The 22,990-nt window shown below is 51.9% G+C and carries 19 protein-coding genes; 11 read left to right on the top strand and 8 right to left on the bottom strand.

Features of this window, described 5'->3' with window-relative positions; all coding sequences use genetic code 11:
- Positions 1 to 2: 2 nt before the first annotated feature.
- Genes JNE38_RS09525 through JNE38_RS09505 form a run of 5 tightly spaced genes read left to right on the top strand, consistent with a single transcriptional unit; the run spans position 3 to position 5,768 of the window.
- Entirely contained in the window at positions 3 to 989 is a 987-nt protein-coding gene (locus tag JNE38_RS09525) for a GDP-mannose 4,6-dehydratase (RefSeq protein WP_203356333.1), read from the top strand.
- Positions 986 to 2,218 (top strand): glycosyltransferase family 2 protein, encoded by a 1,233-nt coding sequence (locus tag JNE38_RS09520; protein WP_203356332.1) that lies wholly within the window; start codon positions 986 to 988, stop codon positions 2,216 to 2,218. The genes JNE38_RS09525 and JNE38_RS09520 overlap by 4 nt, the downstream gene beginning before the upstream one ends.
- 24 nt (positions 2,219 to 2,242) lie before the next feature.
- The gene (locus JNE38_RS09515) at positions 2,243 to 3,202 is read left to right on the top strand and encodes a GDP-L-fucose synthase family protein (RefSeq protein WP_238933605.1); all 960 of its coding nucleotides are present in this window, start codon (positions 2,243 to 2,245) and stop codon (positions 3,200 to 3,202) included.
- On the top strand, positions 3,199 to 4,305 hold the full coding sequence (locus JNE38_RS09510) for a glycosyltransferase family 4 protein (protein ID WP_203356331.1): 1,107 nt from the start codon (positions 3,199 to 3,201) through the stop codon (positions 4,303 to 4,305). The genes JNE38_RS09515 and JNE38_RS09510 overlap by 4 nt, the downstream gene beginning before the upstream one ends.
- Positions 4,306 to 4,328: 23 nt before the next feature.
- Complete coding sequence (locus JNE38_RS09505; protein ID WP_203356330.1) at positions 4,329 to 5,768, top strand: FkbM family methyltransferase; 1,440 nt, start codon at positions 4,329 to 4,331, stop codon at positions 5,766 to 5,768.
- Between the two features lie 93 nt (positions 5,769 to 5,861).
- Here the strand turns inward: JNE38_RS09505 and JNE38_RS09500 are convergent, their stop codons facing one another.
- The 6 genes from JNE38_RS09500 to JNE38_RS09475 form a co-directional block, all read right to left on the bottom strand.
- Complete coding sequence (locus JNE38_RS09500) at positions 5,862 to 6,755, bottom strand: NAD-dependent epimerase/dehydratase family protein (RefSeq protein WP_203356329.1); 894 nt, start codon at positions 6,753 to 6,755, stop codon at positions 5,862 to 5,864.
- A gap of 3 nt (positions 6,756 to 6,758) precedes the next feature.
- On the bottom strand, positions 6,759 to 7,346 hold the full coding sequence (locus JNE38_RS09495; RefSeq protein WP_203356328.1) for an FkbM family methyltransferase: 588 nt from the start codon (positions 7,344 to 7,346) through the stop codon (positions 6,759 to 6,761).
- A gap of 33 nt (positions 7,347 to 7,379) precedes the next feature.
- Positions 7,380 to 8,156 carry a glucose-1-phosphate cytidylyltransferase gene (gene rfbF / locus JNE38_RS09490; RefSeq protein ID WP_203356327.1) on the bottom strand — a complete coding sequence of 259 codons (777 nt, stop codon included), beginning with the start codon at positions 8,154 to 8,156 and terminating at the stop codon, positions 7,380 to 7,382.
- A gap of 30 nt (positions 8,157 to 8,186) precedes the next feature.
- Positions 8,187 to 9,278 carry a CDP-glucose 4,6-dehydratase gene (gene rfbG, locus JNE38_RS09485; protein WP_203356326.1) on the bottom strand — a complete coding sequence of 364 codons (1,092 nt, stop codon included), beginning with the start codon at positions 9,276 to 9,278 and terminating at the stop codon, positions 8,187 to 8,189.
- Positions 9,271 to 10,680 carry a sugar phosphate nucleotidyltransferase gene (locus JNE38_RS09480; RefSeq protein WP_203356325.1) on the bottom strand — a complete coding sequence of 470 codons (1,410 nt, stop codon included), beginning with the start codon at positions 10,678 to 10,680 and terminating at the stop codon, positions 9,271 to 9,273. Before JNE38_RS09480 ends, rfbG begins: the two co-directional genes overlap by 8 nt.
- Before the next feature lie 161 nt (positions 10,681 to 10,841).
- Positions 10,842 to 11,690, bottom strand: coding sequence for a hypothetical protein (locus tag JNE38_RS09475; RefSeq protein ID WP_203356324.1), 849 nt, complete (start codon positions 11,688 to 11,690; stop codon positions 10,842 to 10,844).
- Positions 11,691 to 11,920: 230 nt separating this feature from the next.
- Between JNE38_RS09475 and JNE38_RS09470 the strand changes: the two genes are divergently transcribed.
- Together JNE38_RS09470 and JNE38_RS09465 are read left to right on the top strand one after the other, a co-directional pair.
- Positions 11,921 to 12,769, top strand: a complete 849-nt coding sequence (locus JNE38_RS09470) for a DUF1698 domain-containing protein (RefSeq protein WP_203356323.1) — start codon at positions 11,921 to 11,923, stop codon at positions 12,767 to 12,769.
- A 172-nt stretch (positions 12,770 to 12,941) separates the two neighbouring features.
- Positions 12,942 to 14,135, top strand: a complete 1,194-nt coding sequence (locus JNE38_RS09465; protein ID WP_238933712.1) for a glycosyltransferase family 2 protein — start codon at positions 12,942 to 12,944, stop codon at positions 14,133 to 14,135.
- A 3-nt stretch (positions 14,136 to 14,138) separates the two neighbouring features.
- On the opposite strand, the gene JNE38_RS09460 is transcribed toward JNE38_RS09465, so the two are convergent.
- A complete protein-coding gene (locus JNE38_RS09460; RefSeq protein ID WP_203356321.1) occupies positions 14,139 to 14,486 on the bottom strand; it encodes a DUF1360 domain-containing protein in 348 nt (115 codons plus the stop codon).
- Positions 14,487 to 14,580: 94 nt separating this feature from the next.
- Here JNE38_RS09460 and JNE38_RS09455 point away from each other — a divergent pair, with 94 nt between their 5' ends.
- Entirely contained in the window at positions 14,581 to 15,666 is a 1,086-nt protein-coding gene (locus JNE38_RS09455) for a peptidoglycan-binding protein (RefSeq protein ID WP_203356320.1), read from the top strand.
- A 49-nt stretch (positions 15,667 to 15,715) separates the two neighbouring features.
- Here JNE38_RS09455 and JNE38_RS30580 read toward each other — a convergent pair whose 3' ends face one another.
- Complete coding sequence (locus JNE38_RS30580) at positions 15,716 to 17,653, bottom strand: hypothetical protein (protein WP_238933604.1); 1,938 nt, start codon at positions 17,651 to 17,653, stop codon at positions 15,716 to 15,718.
- Positions 17,654 to 17,803: 150 nt separating this feature from the next.
- Between JNE38_RS30580 and JNE38_RS09445 the strand changes: the two genes are divergently transcribed.
- The 3 genes from JNE38_RS09445 to JNE38_RS09435 all read left to right on the top strand — a co-directional run bounded on the left by JNE38_RS09445 (position 17,804) and on the right by JNE38_RS09435 (position 22,957).
- Positions 17,804 to 18,688 (top strand): glycosyltransferase family 2 protein, encoded by an 885-nt coding sequence (locus tag JNE38_RS09445; RefSeq protein WP_203356319.1) that lies wholly within the window; start codon positions 17,804 to 17,806, stop codon positions 18,686 to 18,688.
- A gap of 106 nt (positions 18,689 to 18,794) precedes the next feature.
- Positions 18,795 to 19,997 carry a BMQ_0737 family morphogenetic spore coat protein gene (locus tag JNE38_RS09440; RefSeq protein ID WP_203356318.1) on the top strand — a complete coding sequence of 401 codons (1,203 nt, stop codon included), beginning with the start codon at positions 18,795 to 18,797 and terminating at the stop codon, positions 19,995 to 19,997.
- Positions 19,998 to 20,173: 176 nt separating this feature from the next.
- On the top strand, positions 20,174 to 22,957 hold the full coding sequence (locus JNE38_RS09435; protein ID WP_203356317.1) for a coiled-coil domain-containing protein: 2,784 nt from the start codon (positions 20,174 to 20,176) through the stop codon (positions 22,955 to 22,957).
- Positions 22,958 to 22,990: the final 33 nt, after the last annotated feature.

Raw genomic sequence — 22,990 nt, 5'->3', positions numbered from 1 at the left:
CCATGAAGGCTCTGATTACCGGAATAAGCGGATTTGCCGGAAGTCACCTGGCTGAGTATCTCCTATCGCGCGGTGATGTCGAAGTGATCGGAACCTTTCGCTCGCCTGGCCGTTTGGAGTCGCTCGGGACGCTATTGCAGAACGCGCAGCTCGTGAATTGTGAACTGACGGATGCAGAATCCGTGAATCGACTTATTCGGCAGACCCAGCCCGACCTGATCTTCCACCTCGCCGCACAGAGCTTCGTCCCTACCTCTTTGCATTCTCCTGCAGACACTTTGGTGAACAACCTGGTAGGGCAGCTGAACATGCTCGAGGCCGTCCGTCACTTGGAAGTGGACTGCAAGATACAGATTGCATGCTCCAGTGAGGAATACGGAATGGTTTATCCAAATGAGACGCCGATCAAGGAAAGCAATCCTTTTCGCCCGCTCAATCCGTACGCCGTCAGCAAAATAGCCCAAGACTTCCTCGGCTATCAATACCACCAAAGCTACGGGCTGAATATAGTGCGAACGCGCGCCTTCCATCACACGGGCCCGCGCAGAGAAGAGTGTTACGTGACCTCCAATTTTGCCAAGCAAATCGCTTTGATTGAAGAAGGCTTGCAGTCTCCAAACGTCTATGTCGGGAATCTCTCTGCCATCCGTGATTTTACGGACGTGCGCGATATCGTCCGGGCGTACTGGCTGTCCCTCGAATCGGGAGTACCTGGTGAAGTCTACAACATCTCTTCCGGCACGAGCATTACGATCGAAGAGATGCTGCAAACCCTGCTGTCCAAAGCGAATGTCCATGTAGATATTCACGTAGATCAAAAACGTCTCCGTCCATCTGATGTGGATATCGTGCTCGGCGATTCCTCCCTTTTCCGTTCCGTTACAGGATGGGCTCCGGAAATATCGTTCGAGCAGTCGATGGAGGATCTGCTGAATTACTGGCGCGGCGTGATTCAGCAGCAAAAACTTGCGGGAGGTGATCGAGGATGACTCAGTCTTTGCCGCTCGTCAGCATCATCACGCCTTCCTACAACCAAGCCGCCTTCATCAAGCAGACCATCGACAGCATTTTGATGCAGGATTATCCCCACATTGAGCATATCGTCGTAGACGGTGGCTCCAATGACGGCACCGTCGCTATTTTGCAGCAGTACAGCCATCTGGGTGATCGTTTTCGCTATGTTTCCGAACCCGATCGAGGTCAATCTCATGCCATCAACAAAGGACTGAAGATGGCGCGGGGAGAAATCATCGGCTGGCTCAATTCGGATGACACCTATTATCCCGGAGCCGTCACAAAAGCGGTAGCGGCACTCCTCGCTCATCCCGATTGGGGAGTCGTGTACGGCAAGGGCATGCACATCGACGAAAACAACAAAGTCAAATATCCCTATGTGTGGATGGAATTCGATCGGAAAAAGCTGTTTCATCTAAATCTCATTTGCCAGCCCACAGCATTTCTGCGGAAGCATGCGTTCGAGAGTGTAGGCGGTGTAGATGAGGAACATGACTGGTGCATGGATTACGATTTATGGAATCGGATTTCGCTGCATTACCCCATCGGTTGGGTACCGGAGTTTTTGGCGAATTCCCGGTTATACGCAGCCTGCAAAACGGTTGTCAATGAGCTGGAACCGGGCTTTTCGGAAATCTTGAAAACGAGTGTCAAGCATTACGGGACGGTCTCAAATGAATGGCTCTACCACTACACCACCCATCACTACCACAAGGGAGCCCACTGGTTCCTGAACAAGCTCAAGCATTATCATGCCTTTGGCAAAGGACCGCAGCTGCTCACTTCCAATCGTTACGCGGACCTATGGGCTCCCCAGTATTTGCGCCTGTCGATCCAGATTTCGCCAACCCTTCCCATGCAGGCGTTGCTCCTCAAGGGCCGCAACACCATGATGGACCCTCTGCTGCATTTTCACGTCATGGTAAATGGCGCCCTCGCGCACAGCTTCAAAGTGACCCAGCCCATATTTGATATTGCCATTCCTCTCCATTCAAGCGGTCCCTGCTGTGACGTGAGCATCATCTGCAATCGGCAGACACTGCTCTCCCAACCGGACGGAAGCTCTCGATCGGTCAGCTATCACGCACTGGAGATCATCCCTCTATCTTCCGAGGAATACGATTTTTACGAAGAGTTCACCAAAGGCCCTGCCCACATTCAGAATTGGGTCAATAACCGCAGGCCAACCCCATTACACTACTGACATTCGGAAAGGAAGGTGGATACCATGCTGAATCTGGCGGAAAAGCGAATCGTCGTCACCGGCGGGGCGGGTTTTTTAGGAAGGCATGTCGTGGAGCAGCTGCATCGCGCATCCTGTGAGCACGTTTTCATTCCCAGAAGCCGCGATTACGATTTGCGCAAGGAACCTGACATTCAAAACATGCTGCACGACTTTCATCCGGATATCATCATCCATCTTGCCGCAGTGGTAGGTGGAATCGGAGCGAACCAAAAGAATCCCGGGAAGTACTTTTACGACAACCTGATCATGGGGACACAGCTCATCGAGCAGTCGCGGCTGTTTGGCGTCGAGAAATTCGTGGCCATCGGTACGATCTGCTCTTATCCCAAATTCACTCCTGTCCCCTTTCGCGAAACCCATTTGTGGGACGGTTATCCTGAAGAGACAAATGCTCCCTACGGGTTGGCCAAGAAGATGATGCTCGTCCAATCGCAGGCCTACCGCGAACAATACGGCTTCAATTCCATTTTTTTACTTCCCGTCAATCTGTTTGGCCCTTGGGACAATTTTGACCTGGAGACCTCCCACGTCATCCCGGCCATCATCCGAAAATGCGTGGAAGCGGAGCAAAACCGGGAAAAATCAATCGTTCTCTGGGGAACGGGAGAAGTGACCCGCGAATTCATCTATGTAGAAGATGCCGCAGAAGCGATTCTAGCAGCCACTCGCTCGTACAATCAATCCGAACCGGTCAATATCGGCTCTGGCGAGGAGATGTCCATCCGAGAGCTGGCAAAGGTCATCAAATCTCTATCCGGCTTTCAGGGGGAAATCGTCTGGGACTCGAGCAGGCCAGACGGACAGCCAAGACGGCTGCTCGACGTCAGCAAAGCGAAGGAGTACTTTGGATTTGAAGCCAAAACCTCCTTGCTCGCGGGCCTTACGCGAACGATCGATTGGTATCGCAATCTCATTCAGCAGCAAAAGGGGGGTTCGGATTGAGAATTGGCATCAACCTGTTTTCTGTCATCCCCGGAAAAATCGGAGGCATGGAGCAATATGTGCGAAACTTGCTCTCTTACTCGATGAATGCTGCGGATGGCAATACGTGGTTTCTATTCCTGACCAACCATAATTTTCATACCTTTGAAGCACAGAGCAACGTCCATAAAATCATGATTCCGGAAAATGCGAACGCACACCTGCTCTTTCACCACTGGATTCGAACGCTGAAGCTTGAATTGTGGTTTTGTCCTTTGCTTGTCCTCAACCCGGCGGACGTCACGATCCCGAGCGTCATCAACATCCCGGATATCCAGCACGAATACTACCCGCAATTTTTTGAGAATCATGCCCTGAGATGGAGACTGGAAAACTACAGATCTTCTGCCCTACGCTGCAGTGCCGTCCTGACGCTCTCCGAATTTTCCAGACAGACGATCCTCCAAAAATACGGGCTTCCTGCACACAAGGTGCACGCCATTCACTTGGATGCCTCCAAGGAATTCTCCCTTCCATTTGACGAAAATCTCAATTCGCATGTCATCCAAAAATATCAGCTAAGCCCTGGCTACGGTTTTTTCCCCGCCAACACCTGGCACCACAAGAACCATTTGAATTTGCTGAAAGCGCTCGTCATCCTGCGGCAGAAGTACGACCTGCGCATTCCGATGGTCTTTACCGGCTTCGCTCAGGAGGCCAATCAATCCGTCGTCAACTTCATTTCCCAAAACCAGCTGTGGGACCAGATCAAATGGCTGAATTACGTCCCGCAGGGTGAGATGCCTTATTTGTACAGAAACGCGGGCTTCCTGTGCTTTCCTTCCCTTTTCGAAGGGTTCGGCATCCCGCTGGTCGAAGCCATGCGCTCACAAATTCCCATCATGAGCTCCAATTGCGGAAGCATACCGGAAGTGGCGGGTGACGCTTCGCTCCTGTTCGACCCGATCATGCCCGAAGACATTGCCGTGAAGCTTGCCGCGATCCAGCTTCCCGAAATCAGAAATGACCTCATCGCAAAAGGCAGCATGCAGGCAAGAAGATTTTCCTGGGAAAAATGCGCGAGGGAGACGCTCGCCGTGTTTCGCTCCGTCGTACGAAGATAACTTTGAAAGGAGGAGGATCTACCATGTCACGGATGAAAGAGATTGTGAAGTCGTGGAGATCGGAGCTGAAAGTGCCCTATGCACTGACTGATCAGGAGACCTGGGACTTCTGGATGCATGAGATGTCCACCGTGCAGCTGAAAGCATCGACGATTCAGTTTTACGCCAAAGGTCGCAACGTACGCCATTTTATCGAGACCGGGACATTCAAGGGAGATATGGTCCACCGGATGAAGCCCTCATTTGACAAGCTGACCTCGATCGAGCTGGATCCGAAGCTGTACCAGGCTGCCAAAAACCGCTTCGCTTCTGATGCCCAAATCACCATTCTCCAAGGAGACAGCGGACGTGTATTGCCGAGTATGTTGGAATCCATAACGGAGCCTTGCCTTTTTTGGTTGGATGGGCACTACGTTCCGCTGTCGCCCGAATCAGCGCGTGGAGATGTCGATACCCCCATCCTGCAGGAGCTGCAAGCGATCCTGCGGCACCCTGTTGACAATCATGTCATCCTCATCGATGATGCACGGTGCTTTATCGGCCCGAATTCCTTCCTGAAGGACTATCCGACCATTGCACAGCTGAAAGAATTTGTTCATCAGCTGCGCCCCGACATGTCGTTCCATGTGATGAACGACATCATCCGCATTTGCAAACCTGCGGAAGGAGCGGCAAGCTCTTTGAAAAAAGTAGAATTTCTCCTGCCCTTTGACGAGAAGTCATTTACCGTTTATGGAAGCGAATCAGACCAAAGTGTCCTGCACTTCATCGAAACGGAAAAAGGGTATTACGAGCATTACGTTCTTCACCCACTGAAAAATATCGTCCAGCCTGATTTCATCTGCCTGGATATTGGCGCGAACATCGGGACCATTTCACTCGCGCTCAGCTATTTGGCACGTGAAGGAAAGGTATACGCATTTGAACCATCCGACATCAATTATGCGTATTTGGTGAAGAACATCGCAGAAAACCAGATCAACAATATCGAGCCTCTCCATCTCGGGGTGTTCGACCGGAATGGAACCATCCACTTCCACGAGGATGCCCGCGGGGGCGGCTGGTCCTTCATTCCCCAAGATACGAATATGGCTGCCCGGTCCAACCAGCATATCAGCTGCGTGCGTCTGGACGACTGGATGGATCAAAACCTGATCCCTCGCGTCGACTTGATTAAACTGGACGTGGAGGGCTCTGAATACACCGTCTTGGAAAGCGCCTTGAACACGCTTCGAAAATGGAATCCCGACTTGATCATTGAGTTTAACCCCGAAAGCATACAAGACAATTTCAACCGGCACCCGCTGGTTCTGTACGTCCTGTTGGAAAAACTGTTTTCGCACATCTACATTTTGAAAAGAGACGACACGATTGTGAAAATCAACAACTACAATCAGCTGCTGGATGAAATGAAGCCTTTCCACGCTGACTTGTTTTGCACCAACAAAACATTTCTCGTCTGAACGTGACACCGCATGGCCTCTTTTGGGCTGTGCTTTTTTATTTGTTGCATACCCGCGCGCAAAAGGAAAAAGCCGGTAAAGAGCGCTTCTCTCCTACCGGCTCGTTTTTTCCTGCTCCATGATCTTGCGGATTCCTTCCGCTAGCCCCACCTGTGGGGACCAGCCCAGCTTCTCCAAAGGGGACGTACTCGCCTGGGACAGCATGATTTCATGGTCAGCGTAAGGAAGCGCTCCAAAGCACAGCTTCGTTCGGGATGCTGTCTGCTTGTGAACCAGCATGACGAAATCACGGACGGAGGTCGCCACCCCGGTCCCTACCTCATACTCTGCAAAAGGTTCTTCGTCAACCGTTCTTGTCAGCACAGTCCGAAAAGCCGAGACCACATCATCCACGTAAATAAAATCACGTCTTTGCTCCCCAGCTGTAAGCGCGAGCTCTCCATCCTGACGAAGACAGCTTCGGATGACGAACGGAACAAATTTGTTCTCTCTGTCAAAGGGACCGTACACATGCTCCAGACGCATGTTGCGAAAACGTAGAGGAGACGATTGCGCCAGCATCTTTCCCCAATCGAGAAACTGCTTCTTGGTGAGATTGTAGCCTGACAGATGGGAGGGGAGCACGGAAGGAGCACGAGAAAAAGTGTCGGTATTCAGGAATAGGGAGACCCCAAGACGAGGCGCCAACTCAAGAAGCCGCAACGGAAACACCACATTCGCTTGGACCAGCTCGGCGAAGCTCTCGCCCTGGCGGCCGTAACTCGTTGCCGTGTGAATGATCGCATCGAAGGCTCCGTATGCCTCGAGCTGCTCTATCCATGTGTCGTTGTCCACATCGCATGTATGGAGCTGCGGCAATATCTCGGAAATCCGCGAGCAGTCGGAGCTGCTCCTCTTCAGGATCACGACTTTGTGACCGTCCCACAGCAGCGCCTTGGCAAGATGACTCCCCAAGAAACCTGTCGCTCCTGTCATGAGCACGATCACGGTTTACACCCAGTTCAGGTCGATATTGTGAATCTGCTGCTCTGCCATAAGCTTGCGGAAATTGGCTGCGATCGGCCTGAGATGCTCGATCAGCCATTCATGATTTTCCACGACGATTTTCTCGATCCGGAGGTGCTGCCCCTTGGCCACCATTTTCTCCAGCAGCTCGAATTCGGCACCTTCGATATCGATCTTGACCAGCTTGATATCGCGATTCAAGCTGTCGATAAATTGCGTCAGGTCAATGATCTCCGCAACGACAAATTTGCTTGTGTCCGTGACGGGATGCTGCGCCAGAATGGAGGACGCATACGCTGACCCCACAGGATCGAGCTGGTAATTTTGATGCAAGTAGAGGCGCAGCTGATAATTTTCATGCCAGACCCCTTTGTTGATGCATACCACATTGGGGTAGCCCTTGAATCGCTCCCACAAGGTCTGATATACAAACGGATTCGGCTCAAAGGCAAAGACAAACGCTCCCTTATCCGCCAGCTTCTGCGTGACTTCTCCCACGTTTGCTCCGCAGTCGATCGCGATATCCCCCGGACGAATGGAAGCAAACAATTCCTCGCTGTTTTCGTTCAACACCGCAGCATTCCCCCCTCAATATGCCTGTATGCGTTACGATCCGTGCTTCCACTCGGCCTTACCGGATTTCCACAGCTCTTCCAGGTAATTTTTGTCCCGCAAAGTGTCCATCGGGTGCCAGAATCCGGTATGCTTGTAGGCCATCAGCTGCGAGGACCGAGCCAGCCCTTCCAGCGGCTCCTTCTCCAGTACGGTGTCATTGCCTGAAATGTAATCAAACACGCCTGGCTCCAGCACAAAGAAGCCAGCGTTGATCCAGCCCCCGTCTCCTCTCGGCTTCTCGTGAAAACCCGTCACTGCGCCATCACCTGTCATTTCGAGCGCCCCGAACCTGCCCGGGGGCTGCGTCGAAGTGATAGTCGCCAGCTTTTTATGGCTTCGGTGAAACTCCACCAGTTTCTCTATGTTCACATTGGAGACGCCATCCCCGTATGTGAGCATGAACGGTTCGTTCCCGATGTACTTTTGGATTTGTTTGACCCTGCCTCCAGTTGCCGTATCTTTCCCCGTATCGATCAAGGTCACTTTCCAAGGCTCAGTCGTATGATGGTGATAGAGAACCTGGTTGTCATGGCGAAAATCGAACGTCACATCGGAGTGGTGGAGAAAGTAATGGGCAAAGTACTCTTTGATCATGTACCCCTTGTATCCCAGGCAAATAATGAAATCATTGTAGCCGTACCTCGAGTAGTGGGACATGATGTGACAGATGATCGGCCTGTCGCCGATCTCGATCAGGGGCTTTGGCCTGATGTGGGTCTCCTCCCCGATTCTCGTGCCATACCCTCCGGCAAGTATGACCACCTTCATTCGTCCTTCACTCCTTCCTTGTCTCCGCCGTTACCCGGCTGCCTCTCGCATGAACCGCTCGATTTGGGTGAGGCTAACCGCCCGCATATCCGCTCCCCGCAGGTACGCCTGATTCCACTCCACGACCCTGTCTAGTGCCTGCTCGATCGACCATAGAGGCTTCCATCCCAGCAGGCTTTTGGCCAGCGAACAATCCAGCTTCAAGTAATGGGCTTCATGCCAGGTGGAATCCGTGTCCCTCTCGCAGCCTGGACTTTCTCCCCAGCTTGCGCACAGCTTTTCAACCAACCATTCGACCGGCTTTGCATCGCCATCCTCTGGGCCGAAGTTCCAGCTCTGTGCAAACGCACTGCCTTCCTCCCACATTTTTTGGGCGAGCATCAGATAGCCTCGGAGCGGCTCCAGCACATGCTGCCAGGGTCGGATTGCACCTGGATTGCGAATCTTGATTTTCCGGCCTTCTTTTATGGCTCGAATGCAATCAGGGATTAACCGATCCTGCGCCCAATCTCCGCCTCCGATGACATTGCCCGCCCTGGCTGAGGCGAGTGCTACCCGGTGACTTGTGTAGGAGCCGGCAGGAAAAAAAGAATGGCGGTAGCTCATGGTCACCAACTCGCTGCACGCTTTGCTGTTCGAATAAGGGTCAAAACCCCCAAGCCGATCATTCTCCCGGTACCCCCAGCTCCATTCCTTGTTCTCATAGCATTTATCCGTCGTTACGTTGATCACTGCCCGGATCGCAATCCCGCTGTCGACGGCTTCGCGCACGGCCTCCAATACGTGGACGGTTCCCAGCACATTCACCGAAAAAGTCTCCACGGGATGTGCATACGAATACCTCACGAGTGGCTGAGCCGCCATGTGGATGACGATATCCGGTCTCGCTTGAAAAATCGCCTCTTGCACCCGTTCCTGCGAGCGGACGTCACCGATGATGGAATGCACGAGCTTCTCGACGCCAGCGCATTCAAAAAGGCTAGGTGTCGTCGGAGGCGCTAATGAAAATCCTGTGACATTTGCTCCCAGTGCATGAAGCCACAGGCACAGCCACGATCCTTTAAACCCTGTGTGCCCTGTGATCAGCACTTTTTTGTTTTTCCAAAAGCTCGCATCAATCATGGGCATCACGTTTTGGCTGGTACGGATTCGCAACTTGCTCTATGATTTCCCGCCAAGTCATCCCGAGTCGAACGATATCCTCTTCGATGAGCTGACTTCCCATCTGCACCTCGATGAATTCCAAATCTTTCAAGGCTCGGATGGAGTGCTTGGCCCCCACGGGAATTTCCAAAACATCGCCGGGTCCCACGAATCGCAGCTGATCATCGAGAATGAATTCTCCCTCTCCGCTGACGACCATCCATACCTCGCTGCGCTTGTGATGGTATTGGTAGCTGAGATTTTTCCCCGCATGAATGTGCAGACGCTTCGTGAGCACTTCTCCCTTTTCTTCCGTTTTTTGGAAGTGGAGGACGTGATACCAGCCCCATCGCTTTTCTTCATACATCGGTCGGTGATTCCAGTCCATTGCGATATCCTTGACCAGATGACTCTTTTCTTTTGCGGCTACGAGAATCCCGTCCGGACTGGCTGCGACTACCGTATTCGCGAGACCGATCGTGACGACAGGAATGTCCAGCTCGCTCAAAACATGCGTGTTGGAGCAGCTTTCATCGAGGTGCACTCGCCCGACTGCTTCCACGTTCATTTCTTCGGTTAATGTGTTCCACGTGCCCAAGTCCTTCCAGTTCTCAGAATAGGGAACGACTACTACCTTTTCTGCTTTCTCTACGATCTCGTAATCAAAGCTGATTTTGGGAAGCTTTCCGTATTGCTGCAAAAGCACGTGATAATCCGTCGGCCAATTTTTTTCGGCTAGCTCCCGTATCAGATAACCGAGCCGGAAAGCAAACACCCCGCAGTTCCAGAATGCCTGCCGTTCGAGCAAATCTTTGGCCTTCTCTGTTGACGGTTTTTCCTTGAAGGAGTGCACTTCGTAGTAAAGCGGGCTTTCCTTGCGCTCTTCCTTTGCTTTGCGAGGGACAATGTAGCCGTACTTGGTAGAAGGGTAGGTAGGGGTAACCCCGATCAATGCTAGGTCTGCTCCTGATAGACGCAGTACATTCTCCAGCTCCTTCATTTTTTCCATAAAAGACAGCTCCACGTACGCATCCACTGGCATGATGATGACTATCTCATCAAGGCTGGCGCCTTCGCATGTATGCAAAAAGGAAGCAGCTAAGGAGATAGCGGGGAACGTATCTCGCTTCTCTGGTTCGATGATGAGCGAAACGTCTTCCCCCAGTTGACTGTGAATCAGATCCACATGTGCATCGCTAGAGGAAATGTACACAGGCGAAGGCCAATTCGTCTCAGCCAGCTGCCTCCAGACTCGCTGGACCATCGCTTCTTGTTCCCCCTGCGGATTGTGGAGCACTTTTAGAAACTGCTTGGATCTGACATCATTGGAGAGCGGCCACAGCCTTTTTCCTGAACCACCCGATAGTAATATCAGTTTCACTCAGGCCACCTCAGTCCATTAATCTCGTTGCTTCCCTCATCATATGCGTATCGTGAATGGATGCTCTACTGTCCCACTAAAATGGTCGATTCACTAGGGTAGGGATGATAGATGCCCACAGCAAAAAGCCCGGTGCAAAAGGCACCAGACTCCTTTCCAATCTAGTTTACGGGTACCCATTTCGCCCTTTGGTAATCAAAGTAAAAGACTCCACTTTGCGCAAAGGAGGGAGAGTAGAAAAATTTCATATAGTTTTTCATGATATCCCCTTGAAAGTGCAGCGTATAGAGCTTCAGATCACGGCTGGACTGTCTGTCTTTGCAATAGAGGGCGCCATCCTTCAAATAGACTTTCTTGTTTCCGTCGTGACTCTCCGTCATAAATGGCTGCTGGATGTTTCCGTCAAAGAAGCCGTCATGATACAGACCGTGCGTCCATCGATATCCCCGGAATTGCCTCAGGTACATCACACTAAGCACCATGTCCGTGATAAGCGGCATGCCGAACCTGACATGATCCTTGCTTTTATGGGCAAATGACACAACCTGCCCAAACAACCCCAAGTCTTCGAAATGGGCTGTGACATATGCGCAAAAACGCTCAAGACGCTGCAACTCGATGAAATTGGTCCAGACGAACTCCATGGAGAATGACTCAAAATGCGGTTGGTTCACGTCGGTGTATAGCATGACATCTGAATCGAGATAACAGCATTTCGGCAAGTTATGCTTCCGCATGAAATCACGGAGAACAAACCACCTCTGAAAGCAGAACAAATTGTACTCGTACGGCATGTAGTGAATATGCTTGTATACTTTTGCAAAATTCGCTGCCGGCTCCATGTAGTCGTCCATCATGACATGAATGACCCCATTCTGCGCGAACGGCTGATTGATCGGCTTTCCTAGTAAAAAAATCGGAGAATGAGGATTGCTCGACCTAGCCTGCGCCAAAGCATAGGCAAGATAATCATCATCCCCCCGATGAATGAAAACAATGGGTAAAGACATCTGAATACGCCTCCCGACACTTTCCTCTTTCCTCGCATTACTCTATGTCTTTTGCTGGCAAGGAGAACCGGACAATTGTCAGCATGCATGAGAGGTTTTCCGGCATGTACATAAATGGGACAAAAATAATGTTTCTATACCGTTTCCCTGAGAAGACCTTGTACATATGGTATAGGGCAACAAATTCTCACGATTTTCAACATCGCCGAAACCGAGGGGGCAACGAGAAATTGGGAAGGTACTGGACAAATGAAGAAATACTCCAGGAGATCAAAAAACGCGCCTGGTATCATAAAATTCAGCTGCGGCCAGGCATTGTGACTCCAGGGATCGAGCAGTTATCCGATTTGTGGAACATGACTCGCCAATCTCGGGGACATCTCTCCTACGCGGGAAAACGAGTGCTGGACCTCGCCAGCTTTGATGGCATGTGGTCCTTTGAGGCCGAGCGGCTCGGCGCAAGCTTGGTAGTGGCGACGGATTGCCTGCATCTGCTTTATTCGAATTTCGAATTCTGCAAAAACATTTTGCAGAGCAAGGTCGTGCCTTTTTACAACATCACTCCCTACAAGCTCTGGGAAGGGCTGCAGGTCCTCCTGATGGACGACATCACCGTACCCTTGCCTTTTCCCCATCAGATTTACAACAACAAGTTTGACATCGTTCAGCATCTCGGGCTGCTGTACCACCTGCGCGATCCGATGTGGACCTTGTCCCAAAGCAGGAGCGTCTTGAAAACAGGCGGGCATTTGCTGCTGGAGACCGCCTGCATTTTGGACATGAACCAGTCCATGATGGTGTACAACGGCCCCCCCGGCAAACAGAATCGACTTTATCCGGACATCACCACCTGGTGGCTGCCGACCGTTCCTTGCCTGATGGAAATGCTGAGCGGCACCATGTTTGAGCCCATCCCCGAATCGATCCGCACCATTCCGTCCGGATCGCTTGGCGGCTATGAAGGTGGACGGATCAGCCTGGTGGCACGAGCCATTCCAGCTAGTGAAATGGATCCGGAGGCCTATGCGGAGCTGCTGAGAATTTACCGCAACCCAGGATTGGTTCCGGATTATTTATAGCCGGACATACGAAAAAGGTGCACACAGCTTTCGACTGCCTGTGCACCTTTCTCTTTTCCCTTTCCTCTGGATCGTTGCTGGAAAATCGGGCGACCACCCCGATGCAGAATGGAGCCCTTGTACATAATCTGTAGGTAGCACGTTTATGCTCGTGTTGACTTCACGTAAGGGAGTGTTTCCGTTGTCTCTTTCACCGCTGCCTTTAGTGAGCGTAATTACGCCCTCCTACAATCAAGGAAAGTTCATCCGCGAAACGATAGATAGCATCTTGAGCCAAGACTATCCCCATCTCGAACACATTGTCGTAGACGGGGGGTCCACTGATCAGACCCTTTCTATTTTACAAGAGTATGCGCAGCGAGACCCACGTTTTCGTTTTATATCGGAACCAGATAACGGGCAGTCTCATGCCATCAACAAAGGGCTTTCCATGGCGAGGGGGGAAATCATCGGCTGGCTCAACTCGGACGATACGTATTTGCCTGGGGCCATTCGCAAAGCTGTCCATGCCTTCCAGCAGCATCCTGCCTGGGGCATGCTTCACGGCCGCGGTCAGGTTATCGATGAGTCCGGTACAGCCTACAGTGCTTACCCGTCTGAAAAAGCCGATGCAAGATCCTTGTATCAATCCTGCGTGATCTGCCAGCCAACCGCCTTCATCCGCACGCATGTGTTTCGCCAAATGGGAGGCGTCGATGAAAGACTCCAGTTTTGCATGGACTATGAACTATGGATGCGAATCTCCAAGGCGTACCCAATCGGATTTGTCGCAGAGTTCTTGGCGAGTGCCCGCATCCACGGCGCCTGCAAATCGGCTACGCAGTGGCACTCGGTCGGAGTACCCGAAGTGCTGAAATCTCTCGCAAAGAATTACTCTTCGATTCCCCCAGGCTGGGTGTCCTACCTCCCGCAATACCGAGGCATGGGTGTCATCGATTTGCTGAGGCAGCTCAAGACTCTCCGTTCCAACTCATCCCGCATCACCGGAATGAATCGGTACAGGGATCTTTGGGCTCCCCCTATCCTGCGAATTACCATGGAGTCGGATCCTGCCGCTCCGGCACAATTCCTGCTGGTGAAAGGCAAGATTCCCGGTGTCCCCATGCAGTTGCCAAAGGCGTTTACGCTCACCGCGCTGGTGAACGGGATGATGGCGAAGTCGTTTACCGTCTCAAAAGCCCTCTTTGCCCTGGAAATCCCGCTCGATCCCCGTAGCTTGACGCACCGAATCGATATTTCTTCCACCAGTACGAACACGCCTGCCTTGCCCCAAATCGATAACATGCGTGTTGGCGGCTATATGGCCGAAGACGTGCTGCCCCTCAGTCACGAAGAAGCTATCGTTTATCGAGCCTTTCGCAATTGATCGTCAGCCCATGTACAGTCTGGTTTCGATGACGGCCGCTGCTCCTGCGATCGCGAGCAAAAGGATGATCGGATACGCGGCCGGTACATACAAATACAAGAGGACGATGGCCAATGCCACCCATATACCCACGCACCAATAACAACTGAGCAGCCTGCCGATCCAGCTGCGAATTGCTCCTCCTTTAAAATCAACTTGACGCACTAGCTGCCCGGATGCATCTGTCTCATACGTCACCGAAATAAAGGGATCGCGCAGGAAGGCTGTAATTTCGTCAAACACGATCAAATGGGTGAGACGGAAGCAAGCCAGCACCAGTATGGTCAAGTCAATCCATGTGAGGTCAAACATCTGCTCTCCATCCCTTTCCAATATTTATCCCTTTCCATTCGCCGCCATCCTTTGCTACCATTGGTCACGACAAACCAGTGAAAGGCGTGATGTCATGAATCGCAATGTTACGAAGATTGCAGCAATCCTTTCCCTGTCCGTCACTTTCACCATGATCGGACAATCAGCATATGCCGCAACGACTGCATTTACTCCTCTGAAAAAGGGCATGAACAATACACGGGTGTTGGAAGTAGAAAAAATGCTCGATGCATTGAAATTTGACTACAAGCTGAAAGTGGACAAGCTGTATAACAGCTATACCGCCTCCAACGTAAAAAAATTCCAGAAAAAGTACAAGCTGAAGCAAACGGGCGTGGTGAATCTCGCTACGTACAACAAGCTGAAGCAGGTCTACGATGCTTCCAAAAAGCCTGTAACCAAACCTGACACCTCCCCCAAGCCAAGTGATCAAACCCAAACAGCCACACTGAAGCTCGGCTCCACTGGCGAACGTGTCAAGGAATTGCAAAAAATGCTCGCTGCTCTCGGCTATAAGGTGACTTCTACCGGATCGTACGATGAATCCACCCGATTTGCCGTGATGCTGTTCCAATCCCGCAATAAGCAAACGTTGACTGGGGAAGCCGACAGCAAGACATACAGTACGATATCAGAACAGTACAAAAACAATAAAGATCAATCGAACTCAGGCACAACTCCGTCCAAGCCATCCACTCCTCCATCGCAAAACAATGGGGGTCAAAACTCTGGATCGGTCCAACCCCCAAGTGCAGAGGTTCCATTGCCATCTGAACTGACAGCAGATGAAAAAGAGATGGTGCAGCTCGTCAACAAGGAACGCACCAGTAAAGGACTGGCTCCTTATCAGGTAGACATGCAGCTGACGAAGGCGGCTCGTGTGAAAGCGCAGGAGATGGTGGATAAAGGTTATTTCAGCCACACGTCCCCTACGTACGGTTCGCCATTTCAAATGATGGAAAGCTTTGGCATCAACTATTTGGCTGCTGCCGAAAACATCGCGCAGAACCCTTCCGTTAGCGGCGCCCATCAGATGTTTATGAATTCTTCGGGACACAAGGCCAACATCATGAGCGCCTCTTATGACTATGTCGGTATCGCTGTCGTCCATGGCGGACCGTACGGGAAAACGTTTGTACAAATGTTCCTGAAAAAATAATATGCGAAGATCAGCCCATCATTTCCTTTCGAAATGGTGGGTTTTTTGCTTAAAAGGAAATCGCAATCCGGTTATTTGACGAAAAGTGCACCTCCTGATCGTTGCAAAGCACGACTCCTTCGACCATGACTGCCTTCCCGGCGGCCTGCTTCAAAAAGGAAATCTGGAAGTTTTGAAAGGCTTCCGTCGAATTCGGCGCAATCAAGACCGGCTGTATCGGCGCGATCCAATACTCGCCGCGCTCCTGGGCATGGATGAACCAATCGTCATTCAAATACCTCCATCCCTTCATCCCTCCCGAGTCCTGAAGAGCCAACGTCTCGATGAGCTTTGGCGGGAGAATCTGCCCCCCCATTTTGATGGAGTCAGGCGGCGTGACCCGCAAGCAAACGATTGGATTGTACAGGTCTTCCGTTCCCGTATTTTTGACTTGCAGCGTCCCGATCAGCAGGAAAGGTCTCTCAGGTGTATCCGAGTGGATCAGCGTATAGTCAAAAAACACTTCGGCTTCCATTCTTTTTTCTACCTGAACGGCGTGCACGGCATGCGGTGCGGATGCTGCTGTAAATTCGGCGGGCTCTGATGCTATGGCTGGTTCGGGAGCTATGGCTGGTTCGGGAGATGCGACTGGTTCGGGAGATGCGACTGGTTCGGGAGCTAAGGTCGACTCAGTCGCTATGGCTGGTTCTGCAGCGACAATCGGCTCCAAAGCTTCCGGCGACATTACAGCTGCTGCGACTGGCTCCAATGCCTCGGAAGATTCTTCTGCTGCCACTGGCTCCAAAGCCTCGGACGACTCTTCCGCTGCGACGGGCTCCAAAACCTCCGGCGACTCTTCCACTGCGACTGGCTCCAAAGCCTCGGACGACTCTTCCGCTGCCACTGGCTCCAAAGCCTCGGACGACTCTTCCGCTGCGACTGGCTCCAAAGCCTCGGGCGACTCTTCTGCTGCCACTGGCTCCAAAGCCTCGGACGACTCTTCTGCTGCGACGGGCTCGGAATCCGCTAAGGCCTCTGCTGCTTCTTGCTCTTCGAACCACTCAGCGTCCATCTCCAAGAGAGAATCAAGCGTTCTGCTTGCCGCCGTCTCCTGTTCCTCATCCACAGCGACTGGCTGGCTACCATGGATCGATAGCTCCAGTTGTTCTTCTCCTAACTCCTCCAGCTCTGTTTGTTCCTCCAGCCTTAGAACTCCAGTGAACTCCTCGGCATCCAAAAGCTCTTGTTCTTGCACCTGAATGTCATTCGTGTATGAATCGGCTGGCAGAATCTCACGCGGATCCTCTTGACCGTTTTTGGTGCCAAGAGCAGAAGTGAGCGATTGTCCCAGCAAGACACTGTCGAAGAAAACCTTCAGCAGATTCGGCGGCAAATAGGCAAATGGCTGAATTCGGAGATCTTCCTGAAAGTAATTCAAGATGCCCGAAGCGAGGTAAAAGGCAATCTTCTCTCCATAGGTCTTACGCTTGTAGATCTCCGTAAACTGTGGAATTTGTACTTGCAGGTGGACGATCGATGCCCCTGACTTTGTCGCTTTGCTTCCTTTAATGAGACACGTCATTCCTGTCTGCTTCAATTCTGAATGCAATGACTTGGTCAGGTCTCGGCTGTCTTCCGGCTGGAATAAGACGATTTTCGCTTTTTCGAGCGAGCGCATCTCTTTCATACTGATCCGAATCGCTACATCGGATTGGTTGGCCGCGGTATCGTTTTTTCGTCCCACGATGATCTCCATCCCATACTCGGACACAAACCGCTGCACCTTCTCCACGATTTCTCTTTCATAGGGGTGCTGCTCGCCTGCCGCAGTTCCTGCGTAAAGGACACACACTTTCCCCTTTAAGCCCGAGTCCAGATCGACCCGCTTGTTTTTGGGATCCCATTTCAGCTGAAATCCATTTTGCTTGCAAAATAAACGAAAGGCAGGCAGAGCAGTGTACGGCATACTTCCGCCACGTTGCCCACCGTAGTATACCTCGACTTCCATCCCAGTCACTCCTTCACGGCACTTACGGTATCAGCCACATTGTATGAATGCCCATGTGCAAGAGTGAAAGGCTGGATATGCCAATTTGGGTTCTTGGCGTTCCACCGTTTCGCCTACGGCATACCATGGCAAGGAGAAAGGAGTGGTACTATGTCTGTCCAACAAACACCGCTAGTCTCCATCATCATTCCGGTGAAAAATGAGGGAGACAACGTGCGCTCCACGATAACTTCCCTTTTCAATAGCAGAACCAATGTTGCCTATGAAGTCATCGTGGTCGATGATGCCTCTACTGATCACTGCTGTCATTTCCTGACCCAGCCGCCGCATTCTCCGCAAATCACACTCGTGACAACGGAGGGAATCGGCGCAGCAGCGGCACGGAATCTCGGCGCGGATAAAGCAAGAGGCTCGTACTTCATTTTTTGCGATGCTCATTTGACTTTCGAAAACTTTTGGATTGACCGCATGATGGAGCTGATCCTGACGAAAAAAGCCGATGGGGTGGCTCCAGGCATCGCCTCCATGACTGAACCCCACAAGATCGGGTACGGACAGAGCCTTGATCAGCGGCTCGGAGTCAAATGGAATCCGAATCCTCACAAGCCTTCGCCCGTGGCTATCTTGCCAGGCGGCTGCTTTCTCGTGTCCAAGGAAGTGTTCCAAAAAGTAGGGGGATTTGATCGGGGCTTTCGTGTCTGGGGATTTGAGGATATCGAGTTTTCCATCAAGATGTGGCTCTTTGGCTACACCTGCATGGTACAGCCATCCGTAAAAATCTTGCATCTGTTTCGACAATCGCATCCCTACACCGTCGTACACGAGCACGTTTATTACAATATGCTGAGAATGGCCTACAGTCATTTCAGCGAGTCACGGATTGCAGCTACGAAAAAACTCATCGTCTACGCGAAAGCCTCCGAGATCGATGACGACGTGTTGACTCATGGAGCAGCCGCTCAGCGCATTCGTTACCTCGCCCAGAGAAAATTCGACGACAGCTGGTTCTTCCAGCGGTTCCACATTCCGTTTTAGCATGGGAATCACCTAAAAATAGGCATTTGATGACAAGCAAATTTCCTATTGCCCACATAGTATGTAACTGCAAAGCAAATCCCCTAGGAAAGGAAGGATTCATACGGTGAATCAAGTGAAGCCCATCAAGGGTCGCCAGCTCCCTACACCGACGCCCACCGCCACTCCTCCGATTTCCAACAACCTGCAGCCAGAGTGCATTCGCGTCAACAAGGTGTATGACTGGGTCGTTCTCGCCAATAGCTACCGTAACAAGGTTGCCATTCCCGACGATTGTCGAGCTCTGGTAGACGCAGCCATTCGTGCAGGTCAAGACATCACCATTTCCTGCGTTGAGCCGGTATCGCCCGGTCCTAGCTGCAACATCGTCAACATTCGCCGCGAAAATATCGTCGTCAGTGGAACCACCGTTCGCGTAGGTGTCGTTCGATTCATTTTCGGTGCAGACGTACTTGTTCGTATTTTTGCGGACAGTACTCCTCTGTGCGATTTTACGACAACCGTTCAGTTCGACCAGGAAGTTGTGTTGTGCCTGCCTGAACCACTCGACGAGAACAACATCGTTTGCCGCATCAGCGCGATCGAGTGCAACCCAACCGGAAATGTCCTCCTGGGCGGCATGGTCCAACTCGACGTCATCGTGTGCGTAGAGATCCAGGTAGAAATGGAAGTGAAACTGGAAGTTCTCGCCAAGTTCTGCTCTCCTCGTCCAAACAGCATTCCTGTTCCATCTCCAACCCCTTCCTTCCGTTGCCCGCCGTTCGTATTCCCGCCACAATGCCCGCCGATCTTCCCTGTAGCGAACTGCGATTGCCAGGCATCCGTGAACGCTCTGGTACCAAACATCTCCGTATCCATCGGTATTCCTCTTACTCTCGCAGTCGGAACCATCCAGCTCATCGCAGATATCTGCCCTGTTTGCGATCCGTCCAGCAGCTCGTTTACCTTTAACTTCTTTGATAATATTCTGCCTGATGTACTCCCTGGCGATCAAAGTTTCAGCTTCTCGCCGACGTCCATCAGCTCGCCTACGTGCATCACCGTCCTGCCAGGTATCGCGATCCTGACAGGGCTCACCGTATCGGGTACAGGTGTCAGAACGTTCACCTCCACTGGCGTTCAAGATACACTGACGTATTCGCTGACAGTAGCCGAAACAGCTCTCGGACTGCCAGACGTCATCATCCTGACCCTGACCGATGCCTCCGGCGTTCTCGTGTTCTCCGCAACGGTCACAGTCGTTCCGGACGAACAACTTCTGGTTGCCGATTGCGTCACCTTCGGAGATATCGTCATCACCACTCCTTAATTCCATTTCCAAAATCAGCATGACAAAATGCGTTCTGGCGGGAGAAGGCCATGGCTTCTCCCGTCTTTTCTTTTTCTTTTCCTCTCTGCGCAGTACCCTCGAGCCATACAGGCACCAATCCCGATCCGTTACATATGTCTATAGTGGATACCTATATGAAAAAAGGAGGACAACACGTGCTCAAAAAAAGGACCTCCAGCACTGGCAGCAGTGTCGCGAGCAGTACCCGCAAAGGGAAAAGCGGAAATGAAAAACTGCTGTTGTTGAAAAAACAAGCGTACTACTATGAAGCCAAAGCAAACCAGTACAGTTTGGAAATTGCTCAGCTGCAAGAGCAGCTGCAAGCCTTGCTGGAAAGAGAGCAAGCCCACCAAGAGCTTGCCGATCGATACGACGATGCCATCCTGACCTTGCAAGTGAATGAGCAGGAATGGAAGCAAAAACTGTCCCGGACGGAAAGCCAGCTGGAACAGCTTAAAGATAAGGTAGAAAAGCATCAAAACCTGTTGGAACAGCGAGATAAAACGATCGCTACCTACAAGGAGCGGGAAGTCAGATGGAAGCAGGCTACCGAGGAGCTCAAAGCAGAACTGCTTGAAGCCAGGGACACGCCAAAAATGGACGAAGAAGCCCTTCAGGCGCAAAACGAAGAGCATCTGGCTCAACTCTCGGCCCTGGAAGCAAGGTATCAGAATCTGACGACGCAGCTGGAAGCTAAGCTTGCCGCCTACGAGAAGCAGGCTGCCGAAATTGAGCTCGCCAACAAACAAAAGGATAACGTCATCACTCGTTATCAGGAGCAAGAAACGGTTCTCCACCAAGGCCTAGAAACCCTTCGTCACAGATTGGAGCAATACGAGCAAAAAGAAGCTGAGTGGCAGGACATCATCCATTCCTTGCAGAGACAGCTGGAACAGAACGCCCCCGCTGCTGAAGCGATTCATGAACAGCTCGATGAAGCTCATGGGAAACTAGAGAACGCCACGATACGAGAATCAGCACTCATCCAGCTGGTAGCGGATCAAGAGATCATGATCAACGAGCTACAAGAACAGGAGAATCATTGGAAGAGCAAGTTCGAAGCAGCTCAACACCAGATTTCGGCTGCTGGCCAGCGAGATGCACAGCTGCTTCAAGAGCTTTCCGAATTAGAGGAAGCCGGTTTGTCTTGGAAACAGCAAGCTTTGGAGTGGAAGCTCGCTTACGATCAACGGGAAGAGGAACTTCAAGAGGCCCGCTCCTCTCAGACGGACTGGAAGGAACAACAAGAAATCAACCTGAAAGCAGTGTCGCTTGAGCTAGAAGCCGCTCATAACCGTGAAGCCAAGCTGCTTCAGGAGCTCGAGACTGCTTCTAAACAAATCGAAGCTGCTCAACAGCGTGAGAGTGAGCTGCTCCAAGACCTCGAAGCTGCCTCCCAGCAGTCAGAGGTGATTTCCGAGCAGCTCGAGGCGGCGGTGCAACGTGAAACGCAACTCATCCACCAGCTGGAGGCTGCTTCCCGACAGCTCGATGCGATTTCGGAACAGCTCGAAGCATCACAACAGCGTGAAACGGCGCTGCTCCAAGACCTGGAAGCCGCCTCCCAAGAGCTCGAGGCTTCCGAGCAACAAAAAACGCAACTCAATCAAGAGCTGGAGGCTGCTTCCCAACAGCTCGAAGTGATTTCGGAACTGCTCGATGCAGCCGAGCAGCGTAAAGCGGCGCTGCTCCAAGACCTCGAAGCCGCCTCCCAAGAGCTCGAAGCGATTTCGGAACAGCTCGAAGCATCACAACAGCGTGAAGCGGCGCTGCTCCAAGACCTCGAAGCAGCCTCCCAAGAACTCGAAGCGAACGCTGAACAGCTCGAAGCATCTCAACAGCGTGAAGCGGCGCTGTTCCAAGACCTCGAAGTTGCTTCTCAAGAGCTTGAGGCGGCGGAGCAACGCGGAACGCAACTCATCCAAGAGCGAGAGGCTGCTTCTCAGCAGCTTGAAGCGACTTTGGAACAGCTCGATGCTGCCGAGCAACAAAAAACGCAACTGCTTCAGGAGCTGGAGGCTGCTTCCCAACAGCTCGATGCAGCTACGGAACAGCTCAACGCGGCCGAGCAACGTGAAGCGCAGCTGCTCCAGAAGCTGGAAGATGCTTCCCAACAGCTCGATGCGGCTACGGAACAGCTCAACGCGGCCGAGCAACGTGAAGCGCAGCTGCTCCAGGAGCTGGAGGATGCTTCCAAACAACTCGATTCGACTGTGGAACAGCTTGAAGCTGCCCAACAGCGAGAAACGCATCTGCATCAAGAGCTCGAAACGACTTCCCAGCAGCTTGCAGCGATTACTCTGCAGCTCGAAGCCGCTTCACAGTGGGAAAACAAGGCTCAGGAGTGGAAACTCGCCCTCGACAAACGTGATGAAGAACTGCAGCTCGCCTTGACAGCACAGTCCGAATGGAACGAAAAAATGGTGACGATCCAAAAACAACTGGAAGAAGAGCAGCACAAATCAGATGAATACGAGCGAAAAATCAAGCACCTGTCTGAGGCTCTCTCGAATGCGCAGGAGGCAGAGGATCGTTATCAGAAATTGCTCGGCCAAACAAGTGCAAAAGAGCAGCAGCATCAGCAGCAAATGCGTGCCAAAGAAAAAGAGCTGGAGCAGGTAGCAACACAGGAGAAGGTCCTTAGAAAGACGGTGGATGGACTCAAGCAGCTGGTAAAAGAGCTGCAAGACAAGGAGGAGAAATACAAACAGGCCATCAAAGATTTCACGCATAAAGAAGCCCGAGCGAACAAAATGCTGAGCCAGATGCCAAGTTCCTATTCTCCTCAGGGAACCCCAGTCAATACTCAGCAGGCGCTACCTGCGAAACCGATCCAGCAGACTGCGAAACCGATCCAGCAAACTTCGAACTCCATCCCTGCGAACTTTCCATTGCCACCTCACGCGAATAACGGAAATACATTCAATCCGTTTCGGTGATGTGCAGCCGATGTGCGAATGCCGTTCCCATGA

This window comes from Brevibacillus choshinensis (assembly GCF_016811915.1).
GTDB lineage: Bacteria > Bacillota > Bacilli > Brevibacillales > Brevibacillaceae > Brevibacillus > Brevibacillus choshinensis_A.
This window is presented reverse-complemented; position numbering and strand designations above follow the sequence as displayed.

Bases quoted from the DNA above. Each gene is read 5' to 3' on its own strand.
- JNE38_RS09525 (WP_203356333.1), top strand. From the start codon at position 3: ATGAAGGCTCTGATTACCGGAATAAGCGGATTTGCCGGAAGTCACCTG.
- JNE38_RS09520 (WP_203356332.1), top strand. From the start codon at position 986: ATGACTCAGTCTTTGCCGCTCGTCAGCATCATCACGCCTTCCTACAAC.
- JNE38_RS09515 (WP_238933605.1), top strand. From the start codon at position 2,243: ATGCTGAATCTGGCGGAAAAGCGAATCGTCGTCACCGGCGGGGCGGGT.
- JNE38_RS09505 (WP_203356330.1), top strand. From the start codon at position 4,329: ATGTCACGGATGAAAGAGATTGTGAAGTCGTGGAGATCGGAGCTGAAA.
- rfbF (WP_203356327.1), bottom strand. From the start codon at position 8,156: ATGAAGGTGGTCATACTTGCCGGAGGGTATGGCACGAGAATCGGGGAG.
- rfbG (WP_203356326.1), bottom strand. From the start codon at position 9,278: ATGATTGATGCGAGCTTTTGGAAAAACAAAAAAGTGCTGATCACAGGG.
- JNE38_RS09475 (WP_203356324.1), bottom strand. From the start codon at position 11,690: ATGTCTTTACCCATTGTTTTCATTCATCGGGGGGATGATGATTATCTT.
- JNE38_RS09460 (WP_203356321.1), bottom strand. From the start codon at position 14,486: ATGTTTGACCTCACATGGATTGACTTGACCATACTGGTGCTGGCTTGC.
- JNE38_RS09455 (WP_203356320.1), top strand. From the start codon at position 14,581: ATGAATCGCAATGTTACGAAGATTGCAGCAATCCTTTCCCTGTCCGTC.
- JNE38_RS30580 (WP_238933604.1), bottom strand. From the start codon at position 17,653: ATGGAAGTCGAGGTATACTACGGTGGGCAACGTGGCGGAAGTATGCCG.
- JNE38_RS09445 (WP_203356319.1), top strand. From the start codon at position 17,804: ATGTCTGTCCAACAAACACCGCTAGTCTCCATCATCATTCCGGTGAAA.